Source organism: Pimelobacter simplex (assembly GCF_024662235.1).
Classification (GTDB): Bacteria; Actinomycetota; Actinomycetes; order Propionibacteriales; family Nocardioidaceae; genus Nocardioides.
On the sequence record NZ_CP096276.1, the window covers coordinates 3,249,126 to 3,266,256 of the forward strand.

Consider the following 17,131-nt stretch of genomic DNA (forward strand, 5'->3'; position numbering starts at 1 on the left):
CTGCCCGCGTTCCGGAGGGGAGCACTCCGAACGCGGGTCAGCCCGCTACTCGTGCCGCGATCGCGTCGCCCACCTCGGGCGTACGACGCTGCTGGCCGGGCGTGCGCGCCTCGAGGTCGGCGAGGACCGCCGTCTCGATCCGGGCGGCCGCCTCGGGGTGGCCGAGGTGGTCGAGCAGGAGCGCACCGGACAGGATCGCCGCGGTCGGGTCGGCGATGAGCTGACCCGCGATGTCGGGGGCCGAGCCGTGCACGGGCTCGAACATCGACGGCGCGGTGCGGTCGGGGTTGACGTTGCCCGACGCGGCCAGGCCGATGCCGCCGGTGATCGCGGCGGCGAGGTCGGTGACGATGTCGCCGAACAGGTTGTCGGTGACGATGACGTCGAAGCGCTGGGGGTCGGTGGCGAGGAAGATCATCACCGCGTCGATGTGGCAGTAGTCGGTGGTCACGTCGGGGTACTCCGCCGCGACCTTCTCGAACAGCCGCCACCAGACCTGACCGGCGTGCACGAGCACGTTGGTCTTGTGGACGAGGGTGAGCTTCTTGCGGGGGCGCTTGCGGGCGCGCTCGAAGGCGTCGCGCACGACGCGCTCGACGCCGTAGGCGGTGTTGACCGAGACCTCGGTGGCGACCTCGGCCGGCGTACCGACGCGCAGGGCGCCGCCGTTGCCGGTGTAGGGGCCCTCGGTGCCCTCGCGGACGACCACGAAGTCGATCTCGCCCTTGCCCAGCACCGCGTCGGACAGCGGCGCGACCGAGCCCGGGAACAGGCGCGAGGGACGCAGGTTGACGTAGTGGTCGAGCTCGAAGCGGAGCTTGAGCAGCAGGCCGCGCTCGAGGATGCCCGGGGGCAGGTTCGGGTCGTTGGGCTTGCCGCCGACGGCGCCGAGGAGGATCGCGTCCTGGCCCTTGATCTCGGCGAGGACCGCGTCGGGCAGGACCTCGCCGGTCTTGAGGTAGTTCTCGGCACCGAGGTCGTACTGGGTGCGGGAGAACTTCAGCTCGGCCGGCGCCGCCACCTCGAGCACCTTGAGCGCCTCGGCGGTGACCTCGGGACCGATGCCGTCACCAGGGATGACGGCGAGGTCGACCTGGCCGGTCGCGGGCGTGAAGGAGGCAGAGGACGTGTCGGTCATGACGGCGAGGTTAGTTGTCGTCGGGGCGCGCGGCGTCACCGTCTCGCAGGTCAACCGCCGCGGCGACCTCGTCGAGCTCGCGGTGGAAGGGGTGCTCGGGGTTGTGCTTGGCCGGGCCCCACTCGGTGCTGCTGGCGTCGGTGTGCGAGGCGTAGCCGGTCGGGTTGGTCCGGCGGTCGGTGGTCGTGAACATCGCTGGTTGTCTTTCGTGAGGAGGAGCTGCGCGGGTGGAGGGGAACGGGTATTGCCGTCCTGGGCTCCTCCCACCGCGACGGGTGGGTGTCAGCTCGTGGGTCTCACGATGTCGACTGCGACGGGGGTGCGGATCACGCGGTATGCCGGCCGGTGGGCCCGTCGCGGTGCTCTGCGGAGAAAGCGCCAGGACTGTCGAGTTGGACGAGCGGCCTGGGCGCCGATACAAGGGAACGCCGCGTTCACCGCGGCGAGGTGGCCTCTCTCAGGCCTCGCCGCGGCGCACGATTACGAGAAGAGCGCTCCGCATGGTGGACAGATCCTACGACAGGTGAGACGCGGAGGCCAGCACCGTCTCGCATGGCGGAGGGCCGGACCGGCCGTCCAGGGGCCGAGACCCACCGTCAGCATCTGAGACACCGGATGTAAGACTCGATCTATGAGCGCGCCTCCCGAGCTTCCCGACGTCGTCAACCGCGCGTTCGACGTGTCCCGGCGCGCGGGCTACGTGTCGTTCTGCCGCAACGAGACCGGCCGCCTGCTGGCCGCGCTCGCGGCGACCCGCGAGGGCACGATGGCCGAGTTCGGCACCGGCTGCGGCGTCGGTACGGCGTGGCTGCGCTCGGGCGTGCGCAACGACAAGGCGCGCATCCTCACCGCCGAGCTCAACCCCAAGCTCGCCGCGGCCGCGGCCGAGATCTTCGAGGACGACGCCCAGGTCGACGTCCTCGCCGCGGACTGGTCGACGCTGATGGACAAGGGCCCGTTCTCGCTGCTCTTCCTCGACTCCGGTGACCCCTCGGCGGTCGGCGTCGACAAGATCGCCGACCTGGTCGAGCCGGGCGGCATCGTGGTGCTCGACGACTTCGTGCCGTGCGAGATGTGGCCGCCGATCACCGGCGGCCGGGTCGACACGCTGCGCGAGGAGTGGCTGACCGACGAGCGGTTCACCACCGTCGAGGTGATGGTCGCCGTGGACGCCTCGGCGCTCATCGCCACCCGCCGCTGAACCGCCCGCGCCGCCGCTGAACCGCCCGCGCCGCCGCTGAACCGCCCGCACCGCCGCTGAACCGCCCGCACCGCCGCTGAGCCGGCTCGGGGCGGCCGCGCGCGTCCGCGGCGGGTGCGACCGTCGTCGGGTAACACGCTGTCCACCGTGCTGACCGGCGGTTGACGTCGCTCCACGCCGTCTGCAACGGCGTGGAAGCAACGACAAGTGGCGCGAACCAACGCGGACAGCGTGTTACAGCGGGTGGGGCGCGGCGCGGCGCGGCGGGGGCGGCGCTCAGACCTCGCCCGGCTGGGCCCGCCGGACCACCAGCCGGGTCCACGCCCCGAGGTAGACGCGGGCGTCCGGGGCGATCTCGCGCTTCTCGCCCGCCGGCACCGGGTCCTTGGGCAGCGGGCCGACGGCCGAGCCGAGGTAGGTGCCGTTGGAGGAGCCCAGGTCCTCGACCCACCAGCGGCTGCCGTCGGTGGTCAGCTGGCAGTGGCGCCGGCTGATGCCGTTGTCGGAGCCGAGGTCGATGTCGGGGTGGATCCCGCGGCTGCGCGAGGTGCGCCCGACCAGGATCGACGTCGACCGCAGCGGTACGACGGTCGGCACGCCCGCGGAGGGCAGCGGGTCGGTGGACTCCTGGTCGGCGTACCAGTCGGGGTCGATCCACACCTCGGCCACCCAGGCCTCGGCCAGCGGCGGCGCGACCGAGACCGGCGGCGCCGGCGGGGCGTCCGGCACGGAGGGCGCGGACGGCGCCGAGGGCGCGTCGAGGTCGAGCGGCGAGGGCGGGGCGAGCGGGGTGATCGGCCGCGGCATCGAGCCGGTCGTGAAGTCGTAGCCGCAGGCCTCGCAGAACAGCGCGCTCGGCGGGTTCGCGGCCTGGCAGTTCGGGCACGCGGTGGTGGTCGGCTCGGCAGGGGCCGCCGGAGCGGCCGGAGCGGCCGATGCGGCGGCCTCCGCGGCCGGGTCGGCGGCGGGTGCCGGAGCACCGCCGCCGGCCGGGATCGGCAGACCGCAGACGTCGCAGTAGTCGTCGGCGGCCGATTCGTGCCCGGACGGGCAGGTACTCATGAGGTGGGCTCCTTGCGGATCCTCGTGGTCTTGGTGGAGGCGGTGTCGAGGGCCATCTCGTCGGCCTTGTCGACCGCGCGCTTGAGCCGGACGGTGCCGGTCTCCTCGCTGTCGACGTCGACGACCTTGCGGAGCTTGGAGGTCGCCTCGTCGTTGCCGGTCTCGGCGGCGAGCTGGACGGCGCGGCCGAGCTTGGTGGTCGCGGTCGCCTCGTCGCCGGCGGCCTTGGCCGCGAGCCCCTCCTGGATCATCTGGGCGAGCTCGGCCTGCCCGGTGTAGTGGGCGACCTGCTGGTCGATCCGGGTGGTGAGCTCGGAGTTGCCCGACCAGGTCGCCTTGACCAGCGCCTGGGTGACGACGTCGCTGCCGAGCGCGAGCTGGACCCGGGCCGCGAGCTGCTCCTGGCCGATCGCCTTGGCCGGGACCCGGATCGCGACGTGGTAGTCGCGGGACTCGTCGGCCCAGGCGCCCGTCGGGTAGTCGCCGGTGAGCGGGTTGACCGGCGTCCGCCGGTTGCTGAGGTCCTCGACGGTCGGCGAGACCTGGCGCACGAAGAGCACCTCGGCGCCCTGGGGCGTCCAGACCCGCAGCGAGGCGTCGGCGACGCCGCGGGACATGGCGTTGCGCATGATCTCCTCGAACTGCGCCTTCATCTCCGCCGGGCGCGGGATGATGTCGACGGTGCCGAGCAGGGCCTGGGCGATCCGGCGGATCTCGGCGACCTGCCAGTCGGTGCCGGCGCCGCGGCAGTCGGCCTGGAAGTAGCCGGTCGCGCGGTTGATCGCGTCGTCGAGCCGGCCGGGGCGCTCGCGGTTCTCGCCGTCGGTGAGCAGCAGGACGTGGCGCTGGGTGACCTCGGCGACGGAGCCGAAGAGCTGGCCGGCCAGGTCGAGCCAGGTGCTGATCGCGGTGCCGCCGCTGCCGACGAAGCGGCCGATCGCGGCGGCGGCGTCCTGGCGGGTACGGGCGTCCATCCGGACCATGCCCGGGCCGCTGGAGACCTGCGGGTAGGCCAGCATCGCGCGGTCGGCGCCGGCGATGACGGCGAAGTAGGTGCCGTCGACGATCTCGGCCAGCGCGGCCTGCGCGGCCTCCTTGGCGGCAGCCATCGTCGAGGGGCCCATCGAGCCCGAGGTGTCGACGATGATGATCTCGCCCGCGCTGCCCGCGCCGGACTGACCGGCGGTGCCGGCCCCCTGGCAGGTGATCGTGACGATCGCGTTGACGTCGGTCCCGCCGTCGGGCAGGAACTCGTTCTGGTAGACGGCGGCGCTGAACTCAGCCATCGCTCGGCTCTCCTCCTGAGGTGCCCGCCGGTGCGGGCGTCGGGGTCTGGTCATTCTGCCCGAGATCGACCCGGGCGACGGCGGCGGTGATGTTGTCGTGGCCGCCGGCGGCGTTGGCGAAGGCGACGAGCGCCCCCGCGAGGGCGAGCGGGTCCGCCGTGGCGGCGGCGCGCACCTGGGTGTGCATCTCCTCGGGCGTGGACGCGTAGTTCCACAGTCCGTCGGAGCAGGCGAGCAACCAGCCGGGCTCGGCGACGTCGAGGGTGCCGACGGAGGGCACGAAGTCCTCGGAGTCGCGCCCGAGCCACTTGGTGATCGCGTGCGCCTGGGGTCCGGACTCGGCGACCTCGCGGGCGATGCCCTCGGCGATCTGGGCCTGGGCCAGCGAGTCGTCGGTGGTCAGCTGGACCGCCGTACCGGCGTCGGGCACCCAGTAGCAGCGGGAGTCGCCGACGTTGGCCCAGGTGATCCGGCGCCCCTCGAGCACGGCGGCGGTGAACGTCGCCGACGCGGGGTTGGGCGAGTCGGGGTCGGTGACCGCCACGATCGCGGTGTTGGCGGCCGCCGCGGCCGCCGTCATCACCTTGCGCACGGCGGCGTCGCGGCTCTCCGGCGTCCCCATGCCCGCAGGCAGCGGCACCCGCAGCACCTCGCGCGCCGCGCGGGCGCCGGCCAGGGAGGCGACATCGGAGTCGATGGAGTTCGAGACGCCGTCCATCACGATGAGCACCGCGCGCGAGCCCGGCTCGGCACCGGCCAGGAGCGCCATCGCGTCCTCGTTGCGGTTCTTGCGGATCGCCTTGTCGCACACGCCGGCCACCCACGGCGCCGGCTGCTCCTCGAAGTGGTCGCGCTCGCTGGGCGCCTTGGTGCCGCACTCCACGCAGTAGAGGTCGGGACCGACCTCTCCCCCGCACTCGGTGCAGGGCCGCCGGCCCGCGGGCGCCGGCGGGTCGGGCAGCGTGCCCGCCGGCTTGCGGGTCGGCGCGCTGATCGGCGCGTCGCCGAGCGGGTGGTCGGCGGAGGCCGGGGCGACCGGGGCGGGCGCGGCGTCCGCCGTACCGACCGGGGCACCGCAGCCCTCGCAGAACCGCGCGCCGGGCGCGAGCGCCGCACCGCAGGAGGGACAGGTCACGTGAGGCTCCAGTTCCGGACGGCGTTGGCCTGGTTGACCAGGTTCACCCGCTCCTTGAGGTCGACGGCGTCGCGGGCGAGCAGGCGCAGGGCGTTCTCGAGCCCGTCGCGCACGCCCGCCTCGGTCGCGGTGACCGCGCCGATCTTGGTACCGGCGGGGACGGCGTTGGCGGCCTGGCTGACCACGGGCAGCGCCTCGGTGAGGATCCGCACCGTGAACTGCTGGCGGGTCTGCTGGTCGACGCTGGAGGCCTCGATCGTGCGCATCGCCTGGTCGAGCACGGTGATGTCGTGCGCACCGCCGGAGAGCAGCACCTCGGCCCGCAGCTGGCGGCTCTCGGTGTAGCCGCGGCTCGTGGTCGGGACCAGGTCGAGCGCCGCGACGGCACCGACGGTGTCCTGGCGGGCCGCGCGGACCCGGGCCATCCCGAAGGCGGCCGGCGGCACGTACGCCGCGTCGGTCGACGCGCACACCTGGTAGAGCCCCTCGGCGACCTCGGGCAGGCCACCGCGCTCGCAGGCGAACGCCAGCGCCAGCTTGGGCGCCAGCTCACCGGGGACCTGCTGGTAGACGGCGTTGAACGAGGCCTTGGCGGTCTCCCAGTCCTCGGCCTGGACGGCGGCGAGGCCCTCGACCCACAGCGCCCGCCACTCCCACGGGTCGTCGGTGAGCAGCCGCTGGGCGTGGCCCTTGGCGAGCACCGGGTCCCCGAGGTCGAGCGCCGCGCGGGCCCGGGCCAGCCAGACCTCGGCGGAGTCCTCGGGCGCGGACTCCAGGTCGGCCAGGCGCCGCTTGGGGTCGTCGTCGCCGATGGTGCTCAGCCAGCTGTACTGGGCGTCGGTGGTGTCCTCGCGCAGCGCGGGCAGCTGGCTCCAGCCGGTGATCGGCCGGGCCGTGGCGGGCGACTCGAAGAGCACCGAGGCGGCCGACGTGCTCGCCGTGCCCTGGCGGCGGCGGGCGACCACCTCGCGCAGGACGCCGAGCACCTGGGTGCGCATCTCGTCGACCGAGGCGAACCGGTCGGCCGGGTCGGGCGCGCAGCACTTGGCGATGAGCTGGTAGAGCGAGTCGTTCTGCTGGAACAGCGGCGTGCTGTCGACCGGCGGCAGGCTGTGCAGGTAGGTGCCCTGGTAGCCGCGGAACTCCATGCACAGCACGACCAGCGTGCGGCCGATCGTGTAGATGTCCGAGGCGACCGACGGGCCGACCTCGGCGACCTCGGGTGCCTGGTACCCGACCGTGCCGTAGATCGCCGACTCCTCGTCGTCGATGCGCCGGACGCCGCCGAGGTCGATGAGCTTCATCGCGTCGCCGACCTGGATCATGTTGTCGGGCTTGAAGTCGCAGTAGACCAGGCCGAGGTCGTGCAGGTACTGGAACGCCGGCAGCAGCTCGAGGATGTAGGCGAGCGCCTGGTCGACCGGCAGGGCGTCGTACTGGCCGCCGTTGGCCGACATCCGCTCCTTGAGGATCTGCTTGATCGACTTGCCGCCGACGTACTCCATGACGATGTAGCCGGCACCCTCGTGGGTGACGAAGTTGTAGATCTCGACGATGAGCGGGTGCTCGACCTGGGCGAGGAACTGCTGCTCGGCGATGGCCGCGGCGAGCGCGTCGGGGTCGCCGGAGTTGAGCAGGCCCTTGAGCACGACCCAGCGGTTGGAGACGTTGCGGTCGCGGCCGAGGTAGATCCAGCCGAGGCCGCCGTGGGCGAGCGCGCCGGCGACCTCGTACTGACCGGCGACCAGGTCGCCCGGCTGGAGCTTGGGGGTGAACGAGAATGGCTGGCCGCAGTTGGGGCAGAAGCCTTCGCTGCGCCCCGGCGTCCCGTCGATGCCGCGGCCGACCGCGTTGCCGCACTTGGCGCAGCTGCGCTTGTCCTCGGGCACCTGCGGGTCGGCCATGATCGCGCGGGCCGCGTCGACCGGCGGCGCGGGCGGGACGACGGTGAGGCCGGCGCCGAGGCGCGCGGAGCGCATCCGCTGGGAGCCGGTGCGGGTGCGCCGGGTGGACGACGTACCGCTGGCGCCGGCGCGCTTGGAGCCGATCGCCGCGGACTGGACCCGGCTCGCCGCCGTCGCCGAGGTGCCCTCGCGACCCGAGAGCGGCTGGGACTCGGCGATCGCGGCCGCCTCGGCGACCCGGGCCCCCGGCACGGCCGGGGTGCCGCAGACGTCGCAGTAGCCGTCGAGGATCTTGCCGGTGCAGCCGGGCTGCTGGCACGGGCTGCCGTTGGGAGCGGGGACCGCGCGCGGGGAGGTGCTGACCGTCGCACCGGTCAGGGTGCTGCCGGGGGTGCTGACCGGCGGGCTCGCGGGGGCGCTCGCGGGGGCGCTCGCCGTGGCGGCGGGGGTCGACGTACCGCCGGTGCCGGGCATGCCGCACACGTCGCAGTAGCCGTCGACGATGCTGCCCGTGCAGCCGGGCTGGGTGCAGGCGCCTGCGCTCATGGGGTGCTCTCCTTGGCTAGCCAGGTCTGGTACGTCGTGACGAGCTGCTGGGCCACGCTCATCGGTGCGGGCGAGCGCTGCAGGACCGATCGGGCGGCCTGCTCGCTCGCGGCGAGGTCGGGGTGGTCGGCCAGACCCGCGGCGCGGGCCTTGGCGACGTAGGCGTCGAGCAGGCCGACGAGCTGGGCGTGCTCGTCGAGCGCCGCCGCATAGGCGTGCTGGGCGATCTCGAGCGCCTGGGAGACCCGGTCGAGACGCTGCAGGTAGGGCCCGATCGCGTCGGGCGTGACCGGCACCGGACCGAGCGCACCGACGTCGGGCACCGCGTAGCGCGGCGCCGGGTCGACCGTCGCCACGCAGGTCTCGGCGAGCTTCTGCAGCGCCGCCTCGCGGGCCTCGAGGTCGGCCCGCAGCTCGCGCGCCGAGATCACCTGGTCGCGCGCGTCGCGGCGCCGGGCGTTGCCGACGATGAGGTCGCGCTCGAAGGTCGTCGCCTCGGTCTCCAGCGGCCCGAGCATCCCGCCCACGTCACCACCGCGCTCGGCCTTGGCCGTGATCCCCTCGAGCCGCGACATCAGCTCGGCCAGCCGCTGGATCGCGCCGTCCCGGCTGATCGCCGGCTCCAGCCCGACCTGGTCACGGATCCGCTCCAGCTGGGCCCGCAGCTCGCGGATCCGCGCCGACTGGGCATCGGCCCCCGGCACCAGCGAGAGCCGGCTGCGCAGCTGACCGGTCAGCGCGTCGCACAACCGCCCCGCCTCGGGCAGCGAGACCGCCAACCCGCCCGGCAGCTCGGTCGCCCCGTCGAGCCGACCCCAGATCAGCGCCGAGATCCGCTCCCGCTCCTGCTGGAGCACCCGGCCGCCGTCCCAGGTCGCGAAGACCAGCTGGTGGCGGTCGGCGATCGCCTTCCACAGCGCCAGCGCCAGCGACATGTCCCCGGCCAGCTCTCCCCCGCGACCCACCGCCAGCGCGGCCTGGTCGAGCTCGTCGAGCTCGGAGCGGCGTACCCGGAGCCAGGTGTCGAGCGCGCCGAGGTAGGCCTGGATCGCCGCAGGGTCCAGCGCGTCCCCGAGCTTGCCGGGGGCGGTGGGTGCGGTGGTGGGCATGGTGGCTTGGTCCACGGTCACCGGCCGTAGACCGGGGCAGGCGGCGCGATGTCGACCTTGAGGTAGGGCTTGAGCCACGTCGTGTAGGCCTTCTGCCACGCGCCGTCGGTCCGCATGTCCTGGAGCACCGAGTTGGCGTACCGGACCAGGTCGACGGCGTTCTTGTCGAACGCCAGGCCGTAGGGCTCGTCGGAGAGCTTGGTCTGCTGCGGAGGTACGACCGCATAGGGGTCCTGCGCGGCCAGCCCGGCGAGCACGGTGTCGTCACCGGTGATCGCGTCGACGTCACCCTTCTGGAACAGGATCAGGCAGCCGGTGTGGTTCTTGGCACCGATCGGGTCAGCGGCCGGCGCTACCTCCTCGATCCGGGTGAGGCTGGTCGTGGCCGTGGGTGCGCAGACCTTCTTGTCGGCCAGGCTCTCGGGTCCCTGGTAGCTCGCGGCCTGGTCCTTGCGGACCAGGACCTTCTGGGTCGCGTTGTAGTAGACCGAGGAGAACGCGACCTGCTCCCAGCGCTCGCAGTTGACGGTCATGTTGCGCGCGACCATGTCGATGGTGCCGTTCTTGAGGAGCTCCGTGCGATCGGCGGCCGAGATGACGCGCAGGTCGAGGGTCACCCCCAGCGCCTTGGCGATGGCCTTGGCGAAATCGATGTCGAAGCCCTTGAGCTCACCGTCGGTCGGGTCGCTGAAGCCCATCTGGAAGGTGTCACCCGAGACGCCGACGACCAGGCGCCCCTTGTGCTTGAGGTCGGCGACGGCCTTGGCCCGGTCGTTGCTGGGGGCGTAGGACTGCGTGGGGTTGTCGCACTGGACCGGCTTCGAGGACGACGCCGTCGTCGCGTCGGCGGCTTTGGGCTTCGGGACCGGGGTCGCGTCGTAGCCGCAGGCCGCGAGCAGGAGGGCGGCGACCGCCAGGGTGGCGGCCAAGGGCCGGGACCGGTTCACGAGAACTCCCTCCGTCGCTCGCCGATTCCTCGGGCGAGGAACACCGATGCGGCGATGCCGAGCAGGATCGTCAGCCCGCTCAGGATGAGCGCCAGCGAACGACCGCTGCGCAGGTCCTCAGCCGCCGTGCTGCCGTTCTTGTCCGCGGCCGCCTCGGCCGCACCGGCGAACTTGTCGAAGTCGGCGACACTCTGACCGAGAGCGAGCGCCCGCGCCCGGTCCCAGTTGCCGTCGTCGTCGAGCTTCTTGATCTCGGCGTGCGTCGCGGCATAGGTCTTCCACTCGCTCAGCGCGCTGGTGCCGGACGCGGCCACCTTGTCCGCGGACTTCTGCCAGTTGTCCTCGTAGGTCGTGCCGGAACCGCGCTTGATCAGCCGGAGGCTCTCGTTGGCCTTGGCGTCGTTGCCCTCGGTCCTCGCGTTGGCCTCGGCGACGGCCTTGGCGAACTCCCCATCGCGCAGGCTGTCGTTGGAGCTGTCCCGGATCCAGGCGCCCACCACCGTCACCAGCGTCACGCCGAGGACGATGAGGGCGGCGATCGCGATGCCCTTGTTGATCCGCCGCCGGAATCGCTGGGCCAGCTCGCGGTTCAGCCAGAAGAGGACGCCGAGCGCGACGACCCCGAGGAGCAGCAGCCAGAACGGGTGCTGACCTCCCATCGCGTCCTCAGCCCGCTGCTGGTTGGACTTCACCAGCGCGTCGAGGATCGAGAGGGCACCTCCATCGGCCCGGAGGTCGATGCTCGCGCCACTGAGGTACTCCGCACCGATCGGGAAGCCCTGACGGTTGTTGTCGCGGGCCTGAGCGACCGCGGTCGTGTAGTTGGTGACCATGACGTTGAGCTGCGCGAGCGCGGCCTGGTCGGCCGGCTGCGCTCGAGCGGCAGTCGCGATGTTCCTGAGGACCGACTCGATCGCCTTGTCGTACGCCGTGCGCTGCGCGGCGTCCTCGAGACCACCGCGCAGGAAGGCGTTGGTCGCGGTCGCATCGGCGCTCAGCAACGAGGACTTGATGGTCTGCACGCGCAGCAGCTGGTCGGTGTCGTCCGCCGCCCGGCCGTCGGACTGCCAGCCCACGAACTGCACGAGCGCGCTGACCAGCCCGAACACGATGGCCACGCTCATCCCGATGAGCTGCCAGCGGTTGAGCAGCGCCGGCGTGTCCACGTACGACGGCGCGGCCTGCGCGACCGCGGCAGGGGCGGGCGCCGCGACGGCGGCGGCCGGGGCCGGCGGCGGCGGGGCCGCCTGGGGGGTGGCGGTCTGGCTCACGACTCCTCCTCGGGAGTGGGGAACGGGTCGACCGGTTCGGCCGGTGGGGCCTCGGCGGGCGGTTCGAGCTCGGTGTCGGCCACGAGGTCCTCGGGCAGGAGGGTGCGCAGCTCGTCGAGGGTGGGCTCTGCGATGTCGCGCAGGCGCCAGGCGTGGTGGCCGATGGCGGCCTCCATGAGGTTGCGGACGAAGCGTGCGTTGCCGAACGACGGGCCGCGCGGGGTGACGGCGAGGATCTCGCGGAGCCGCTCGCAGACCGGCTCGCCGGCGTCGTAGTCGGCGGCGCCGACCATCGAGGAGAAGATCGCGGTGAGCTCGTCGTCGGTGTAGTCGGCGAAGTCGATGGTGGTGCGGAAGCGGCTCTCGAGACCGGGGTTCTCGGAGATGAAGACGGCCATCGGCAGGGGGTACCCGGCGACGATGACGACGAGGTCGTCGCGCTTGTCCTCCATCTCCTTGACCAGGGTGTCGATGGCTTCCTTGCCGTACTGGTCGCCGGAGAGCGAGTAGGCCTCGTCGATGAAGAGCACGCCGCCCTCGGCGGACTTGACCACCTCGGCGGTCTTGGCGGCGGTCTGGCCGAGGTAGCCGGCGACCAGCTCGGAGCGGTCGACCTCGACGAGCTGGCCTTGGGAGAGCAGGCCGAGGGCGCGGTAGATGCCGGCGACCAGGCGCGCGACCGTGGTCTTGCCGGTGCCGGGGTTGCCGTTGAAGACGAGGTGGCGGGTGATGGTCGGCGACTCCAGGCCGGCCTTCTTGCGCAGGCCCTCGACGCGCAGGACGGCGGCCTGGCGGTGGATCTCGCCCTTGACGTCGGCCAGGCCGATGAGCGCGTCGAGCTCGGCGAGGAGCTCCTCGACCGACTTGACCGGCTCCTCGGGCTTCGCCTCCTCGGCGGGCGGGATGGCCGGCTCTGCCGCCTGGGTCTGGACGCCGTCGGCGGCTGCGGGCTCGGGCTCGGTCGGCTCCGGGAGCGGCGGCGTGCCGGTGGGCGCCGCGGTGTTGAGCGCGCCGAGCTGACGGCGGACCTGGTCGCCCACCCGGCGTACCTGGTCGAGCACCTGGTCGCCGAGCCCGGGCACCGGTTGCCGGGCCGGCAGGTCGAACGCGCCCGGCGCGGCCGAGGACGGCGTCAGCGACGCGCCTCCCCCGAGCTGGGCGGTGGTGACGGTGGTGGCCGCGCCGACGGCGTCCGGGCCCGGCTCGCCGAGCTGGGAGCCGGCCAGGGCGACGTCGGCGAGCGCGCCGGCGTAGTCGGCGGAGTCGGCCGACTTGGCGAGCAGCAGCGCGGCCATGAGGGGCGTCGGGCCGGCCCGGAAGCGGTTGCCGCGCTTGGCGGCGAGCATGTGGTCCTCGGCCGAGCGCTCGCGTCCGGTCTGGGCGCACCAGTCGACGAAGGCACCCCGGGAGCGCTCGGAGACGGTGGCCGCGACGGCCTCGCCCTCGGCGCGCGCGGCGCTCTCGTCCAGCCCGGCCTTGCGGGCCGCGGCGACGAGCGCGTCGAGGGCGTCGGCGAGGGAGGTCATGGGGTTCCTAGCGTGAGGTCGGGGCCGCCCGAGGAGGAGTGGCCGAACTTGGCGTCGAGGAAGCGGGTGTGGGCGATGAGCGCCTGGGCGTCGGCGCGGTTGGCCGCGTCGAGGATCTGGTCCATCGTCACGCCGAGCAGCTCGAGCGCCTCGATCAGGATCAGCAGCGCCGTCTTGGGTCCGTCGATGGGCCGGGTGTCGGCCCAGTCGCGCGGCAGCCGCAGGTAGGACTGGAGCGCCTCGGGGAGGTAGTCGGTCGCGGTCGCCACCACCGAGTACCCCTCCTCGCTGCCGAGGCCGAGCTGGCTCAGCCGCGGCAGCGTCTGGTTGATGGTGCGCGCGATGCGCTCCACCCGCGAGACGACCACCGGCGGCGCGTTGGCCTCACGCAGCATCGCGTAGACCTGGTTGAGCGCAGCCCGGATGTCCTGCTCGGTCGGCGGCGCCGGCACCACGTACGCCGCCTCGTCCGGGGCGCCGCCCCGACCCTTGCGGCGCCACCACGTCTTCAACCCCACCCGATGCCTCAGGTCAGCCGATGTCGAGGGTGCCGGCGGCGTTGCGGGCGTCGTGCTGCTGGACCCGCTCGAGGTAGGCCTTCGACTTCTGCACCTCGGTCTCGAGGACGCCGATCGTCGTGGACATGTTGTCGAGCGCCTTGAGCTTGAACTCGTCGATGGAGTCCATGGTCGCGTAGATGTTGGCGAACGCGGCCTGCAGCTGCTCCATGCCGATCGTGGACGACGCGGCCTGCTCCTGGATCGCCGCGGAGTTCTCCTTGAGCATCTCCGAGGTGCGCTGGATCATCGCCGAGGTCGTGGTGTTGAGCGCGGTGATCTGGTCGAGCACGAGCTTCTGGTTGTTGAGCGCCTGGGCGACGATGACCGCGGTCCGCAGCGCGGAGATGGTCGTCGTGGTGGCCCGGTCGACGCCCTTGATGAGCTCGATGTTGTTCTTGATGATGATGTCGATCGCCAGGTAGGCCTGGATCGAGACCGCGAGCTGGGTGAGCAGGTCCTGGTGCTTCTGGCGGACGTAGAAGAGCACGTCCTGGGAGAGCGTCTTGGCCGTCTCGGGGTCGCTCAGCTCGAGCTCGGCGATCTTGGCCGAGAGCTTGGCGTCGAGCTTCTCGGCGACGTAGATGTACTGGTTGAGCCGGCCCATCACGCCCCAGAGGTTGGTCTTCTCGAGGTTGAGGGCGACGTTGTCGCGGGTCAGCTCGTCCTGGCCACTGCGCAGCGAGTGCAGGATGCCGTTGAGCTGGCTCTGGGAGGACTGGTACTTGCGGAAGTAGTCCTCGACCTTGTCGTTGAAGGGCAGCTTGTCCCACCACTTCTTGACGCCGGTGGCCTGGCCCGGGTCGAGGTCCTCGACGGTACGCCGCAGCGCGAGCAGGGTCTTGCCGACGTCGGAGCCCTGGGCGATGCCGCCCTGCTTGAGCGCGCTGACCGGCTTGTCGAGCATCCGGTTGGAGGTCTCGGCCGCCTTGCGGATGTCGGCGGAGCCCATCGTGCGCACGTTCTCGGCCTGCGCCGCGAACTCCGGGCTCCCCGCCTTGGTGTTGGTCAGCGACGTCAGGAAGCTGTCGACCTTCGCGTCGAGCTCGGGCACCATCGTCGCCTCGACCTGGGGCGCCATCTTGGGCGCCTGGGTCTCCACGACCGGGGCCGGAGCCTCGGGCGCGGTGAGCGTGATGACGGGCTCGGGGGGTGCGAGCGGGGTGGGCTCGGGGGCGGCAGCCTGGGAACCGTCGGTGGTCATGGAAGCGAGCCTATCCAGCCGACCCGACGTTCATGCAGGGTCAGCGCGGAAGATCAGGGTCCGGCTCAGGGATCCCACCGACCTGCGCGGTACCCGGGAGGTCGACGATGAACCAGGGCAGCAGCCACTGGGTGATCGGTCCGATCGTCAGCGCGAACACCACGGTGCCCAGGCCGAGGGTGCCGCCGAGGAGCAGTCCGAGCACCACGACGGTGACCTCCAGGCCGGTCCGGACCAGCCGGATCGAGAGCCCGGTACGACGCGCGAGGCCGGTCATCAGCCCGTCGCGCGGCCCGCGTCCGAGCTGGGCACCGATGTAGAGCGCGGTAGCCAGGCCGCACAGCACGATGCCGCCCACCATGAGCGCGATCCGGGCCGCCATCGGCTCGGGGGCATCGAAGGTCCCCAGCGTCACGTCGGCGGAGATGCCCACGACGAGCGCGTTGGAGATGGTGCCCAGGCCGGGCTTCTCGCGCAGCGGGATCCAGAAGACCAGCACGACGAAGCTGAACAGCACGACCGCCTGCCCGAGCGTGATCGGGATGTGCCGGATCACGCCGGAGTGCAGCACGTCCCACGGCGCCAGACCGATGTCGCCGAGCACCATCAGGGCCAGGCTGACGCCGTAGAGCCACAGGCCGACGTACAGCTGCACGAGACGGCGGGGCAGGCGTCCCGCGCGGAGCTGGGTGAGCGGTCCGAGGTCGGCGAGCTGGACGGTGGTCATGGTCTCCAGCGTGCGGCAGATTGGACTGTCTTGAAATAGCCAATCGTGATGTACTGGCCTGCATGGTGCAGGCCACTTCCCTCTCCGCGTCCCGGCTCGCGAGCCTGGTCGAGGGCTTCGACCGCTCCCCCGCCTACGCCGGCCTGGCCGACGCCCTGCGCGAGCTCATCGGCGACGGGCGGATCGGCTACGGCACCCGGCTGCCCAGCGAGCGCGACCTGACCGAGGCGCTCGGGGTCTCGCGCACCACCGTGACCCGGGCGTACGCCGTGCTGCGCGAGTCCGCCTATGCCGAGGCCCGCCAGGGCTCGGGCACGTTCACCCGCCTGCCCGGCGGCCGGACCCGGGCGCTCGACCGCGCGCTGTGGCCCAGCGACGTCGGCAACGGCGTCATCGACCTGGTCTGCGCTGCGGCCACCGCGCCCCCGGGGATCGCCGCCGTCTACGCCGAGGCCGCCGCGGACCTGCCGGCCCACCTGGGCGGGCACGGCTACTTCCCGGCCGGCATGCCCGACCTCCAGGCCGCCATCGCCGCCACGTACGACGCCCGCGGGCTGCCCACCGCCCCCGAGCAGGTCATCGTCACCCCCGGCGCCCTCGCCGCCACCGCCGTCGTCGGGGCCGCGCTCGCCGGGCCACGCGACAAGGTGCTGGTCGAGTCGCCGACCTATCCCAACGCGGTCCGCGCGCTCCAGGCCGGCGGGGGCCGGATCGCGGCGATCCCCCTCGACCCGTCCGGCTGGGACCTCGACGCGGTCGCAGCCGCGCTGGGCCGGCACACGCCGCGGCTCGTGCACGTGATGCCCGACTTCCACAACCCGACCGGCCTGGTGCTCGACGACGACGAGCGCGCGGCGTACGCCGGGCTGCTGCGGCGCCACGGCGCGACCGCGGTCGTCGACGAGGCCCACCAGCTGCTGGCGCTCGACGACTCCCCCGGGCACCCGCCGTTCGCCTCCTACACGAGTGACGCGGTGTGCGTCGGCAGCGCGAGCAAGTCGGTCTGGGGCGGCCTGCGGATGGGCTGGATCCGCGCCCCGCACGCCCTCGTCGACCGGCTCACCCGGGCCCGGGTCGGGCTCGACCTCGGCGTGCCCGTGCTGGAGCAGCTGGTGCTGACCCGGCTGCTCGAGGGTGACCTCGACAGCGTCGTGCGCACCCAGCGCGAGCGGCTGCGCGAGCAGCGCGACGCCCTGGCGGCCGCGCTCACCCGGCGGCTTCCCGACTGGACCTTCCGGATGCCGGCCGGCGGCATGGCGCTGTGGTGCCGGCTCCCCGTCGCCGCGGCGACCTCCCTGTCGGTCGAGGCCGAGCGGCACGGCGTGCTGCTCGCGCCGGGGCCGTCGTTCGCGCCCGAGGGCGGCCTGGACCGCTACGTCCGGATCCCCTACGCCGTCGCCGCTCCCCTGCTCGTCGAGGCCGTCGACCGGATCGCCGACGCGTGGGCCGTGGTCGGCGCGGGCGGTGCCCCCGCGACCGGCGGCGCGGCGCCCGTGCTCGTCGCCTGAACGAGCGCGA

Annotated in this window: 15 protein-coding genes; 2 read left to right on the forward strand and 13 right to left on the reverse strand. The window is 72.9% G+C overall.

The genetic code is table 11. The features are described from left to right. Positions 1 to 37 precede the first annotated feature (37 nt). Both M0M48_RS15985 and M0M48_RS15990 read right to left on the reverse strand, forming a co-directional pair. A complete protein-coding gene (locus M0M48_RS15985) occupies positions 38 to 1,138 on the reverse strand; it encodes a 3-isopropylmalate dehydrogenase (protein WP_215817314.1) in 1,101 nt (366 codons plus the stop codon). Positions 1,139 to 1,148: 10 nt separating this feature from the next. After that, entirely contained in the window at positions 1,149 to 1,331 is a 183-nt protein-coding gene (locus M0M48_RS15990) for a hypothetical protein (protein WP_257751893.1), read from the reverse strand. A 438-nt stretch (positions 1,332 to 1,769) separates the two neighbouring features. Here M0M48_RS15990 and M0M48_RS15995 point away from each other — a divergent pair, with 438 nt between their 5' ends. Continuing rightward, on the forward strand, positions 1,770 to 2,339 hold the full coding sequence (locus M0M48_RS15995; protein ID WP_257751894.1) for an O-methyltransferase: 570 nt from the start codon (positions 1,770 to 1,772) through the stop codon (positions 2,337 to 2,339). A 276-nt stretch (positions 2,340 to 2,615) separates the two neighbouring features. On the opposite strand, the gene M0M48_RS16000 is transcribed toward M0M48_RS15995, so the two are convergent. From M0M48_RS16000 to yczE, 11 genes are read right to left on the reverse strand one after another with little or no spacing between them, the layout of a single operon-like run. After that, positions 2,616 to 3,401: an FHA domain-containing protein gene (locus tag M0M48_RS16000; RefSeq protein ID WP_257751895.1), complete on the reverse strand. Its 786-nt coding sequence runs from the start codon at positions 3,399 to 3,401 to the stop codon at positions 2,616 to 2,618. Beyond that, positions 3,398 to 4,687: a vWA domain-containing protein gene (locus M0M48_RS16005; protein ID WP_215817318.1), complete on the reverse strand. Its 1,290-nt coding sequence runs from the start codon at positions 4,685 to 4,687 to the stop codon at positions 3,398 to 3,400. Before M0M48_RS16005 ends, M0M48_RS16000 begins: the two co-directional genes overlap by 4 nt. Next, entirely contained in the window at positions 4,680 to 5,822 is a 1,143-nt protein-coding gene (locus M0M48_RS16010) for a PP2C family serine/threonine-protein phosphatase (RefSeq protein ID WP_257751896.1), read from the reverse strand. Before M0M48_RS16010 ends, M0M48_RS16005 begins: the two co-directional genes overlap by 8 nt. Then, entirely contained in the window at positions 5,819 to 8,272 is a 2,454-nt protein-coding gene (locus M0M48_RS16015; RefSeq protein ID WP_257751897.1) for a serine/threonine-protein kinase, read from the reverse strand. The genes M0M48_RS16010 and M0M48_RS16015 overlap by 4 nt, the downstream gene beginning before the upstream one ends. After that, a complete protein-coding gene (locus M0M48_RS16020) occupies positions 8,269 to 9,381 on the reverse strand; it encodes a hypothetical protein (protein ID WP_257751898.1) in 1,113 nt (370 codons plus the stop codon). The genes M0M48_RS16015 and M0M48_RS16020 overlap by 4 nt, the downstream gene beginning before the upstream one ends. A gap of 17 nt (positions 9,382 to 9,398) precedes the next feature. After that, entirely contained in the window at positions 9,399 to 10,328 is a 930-nt protein-coding gene (locus M0M48_RS16025; RefSeq protein ID WP_257751899.1) for a glutamate ABC transporter substrate-binding protein, read from the reverse strand. Continuing rightward, positions 10,325 to 11,599, reverse strand: a complete 1,275-nt coding sequence (locus M0M48_RS16030) for a hypothetical protein (protein ID WP_257751900.1) — start codon at positions 11,597 to 11,599, stop codon at positions 10,325 to 10,327. Before M0M48_RS16030 ends, M0M48_RS16025 begins: the two co-directional genes overlap by 4 nt. Next, complete coding sequence (locus M0M48_RS16035) at positions 11,596 to 13,125, reverse strand: AAA family ATPase (protein WP_257751901.1); 1,530 nt, start codon at positions 13,123 to 13,125, stop codon at positions 11,596 to 11,598. The genes M0M48_RS16030 and M0M48_RS16035 overlap by 4 nt, the downstream gene beginning before the upstream one ends. Continuing rightward, positions 13,122 to 13,643 carry a hypothetical protein gene (locus M0M48_RS16040; protein ID WP_215817324.1) on the reverse strand — a complete coding sequence of 174 codons (522 nt, stop codon included), beginning with the start codon at positions 13,641 to 13,643 and terminating at the stop codon, positions 13,122 to 13,124. Before M0M48_RS16040 ends, M0M48_RS16035 begins: the two co-directional genes overlap by 4 nt. A 13-nt stretch (positions 13,644 to 13,656) precedes the next feature. Further along, positions 13,657 to 14,886, reverse strand: a complete 1,230-nt coding sequence (locus tag M0M48_RS16045) for a toxic anion resistance protein (protein ID WP_215817325.1) — start codon at positions 14,884 to 14,886, stop codon at positions 13,657 to 13,659. A gap of 40 nt (positions 14,887 to 14,926) precedes the next feature. Next, positions 14,927 to 15,613 (reverse strand): membrane protein YczE, encoded by a 687-nt coding sequence (gene yczE, locus M0M48_RS16050; protein ID WP_257751902.1) that lies wholly within the window; start codon positions 15,611 to 15,613, stop codon positions 14,927 to 14,929. Positions 15,614 to 15,675: 62 nt separating this feature from the next. Here yczE and yczR point away from each other — a divergent pair, with 62 nt between their 5' ends. Next, positions 15,676 to 17,121: a MocR-like transcription factor YczR gene (gene yczR, locus M0M48_RS16055; RefSeq protein ID WP_257751903.1), complete on the forward strand. Its 1,446-nt coding sequence runs from the start codon at positions 15,676 to 15,678 to the stop codon at positions 17,119 to 17,121. The last annotated feature ends 10 nt before the right edge of the window (positions 17,122 to 17,131 follow it).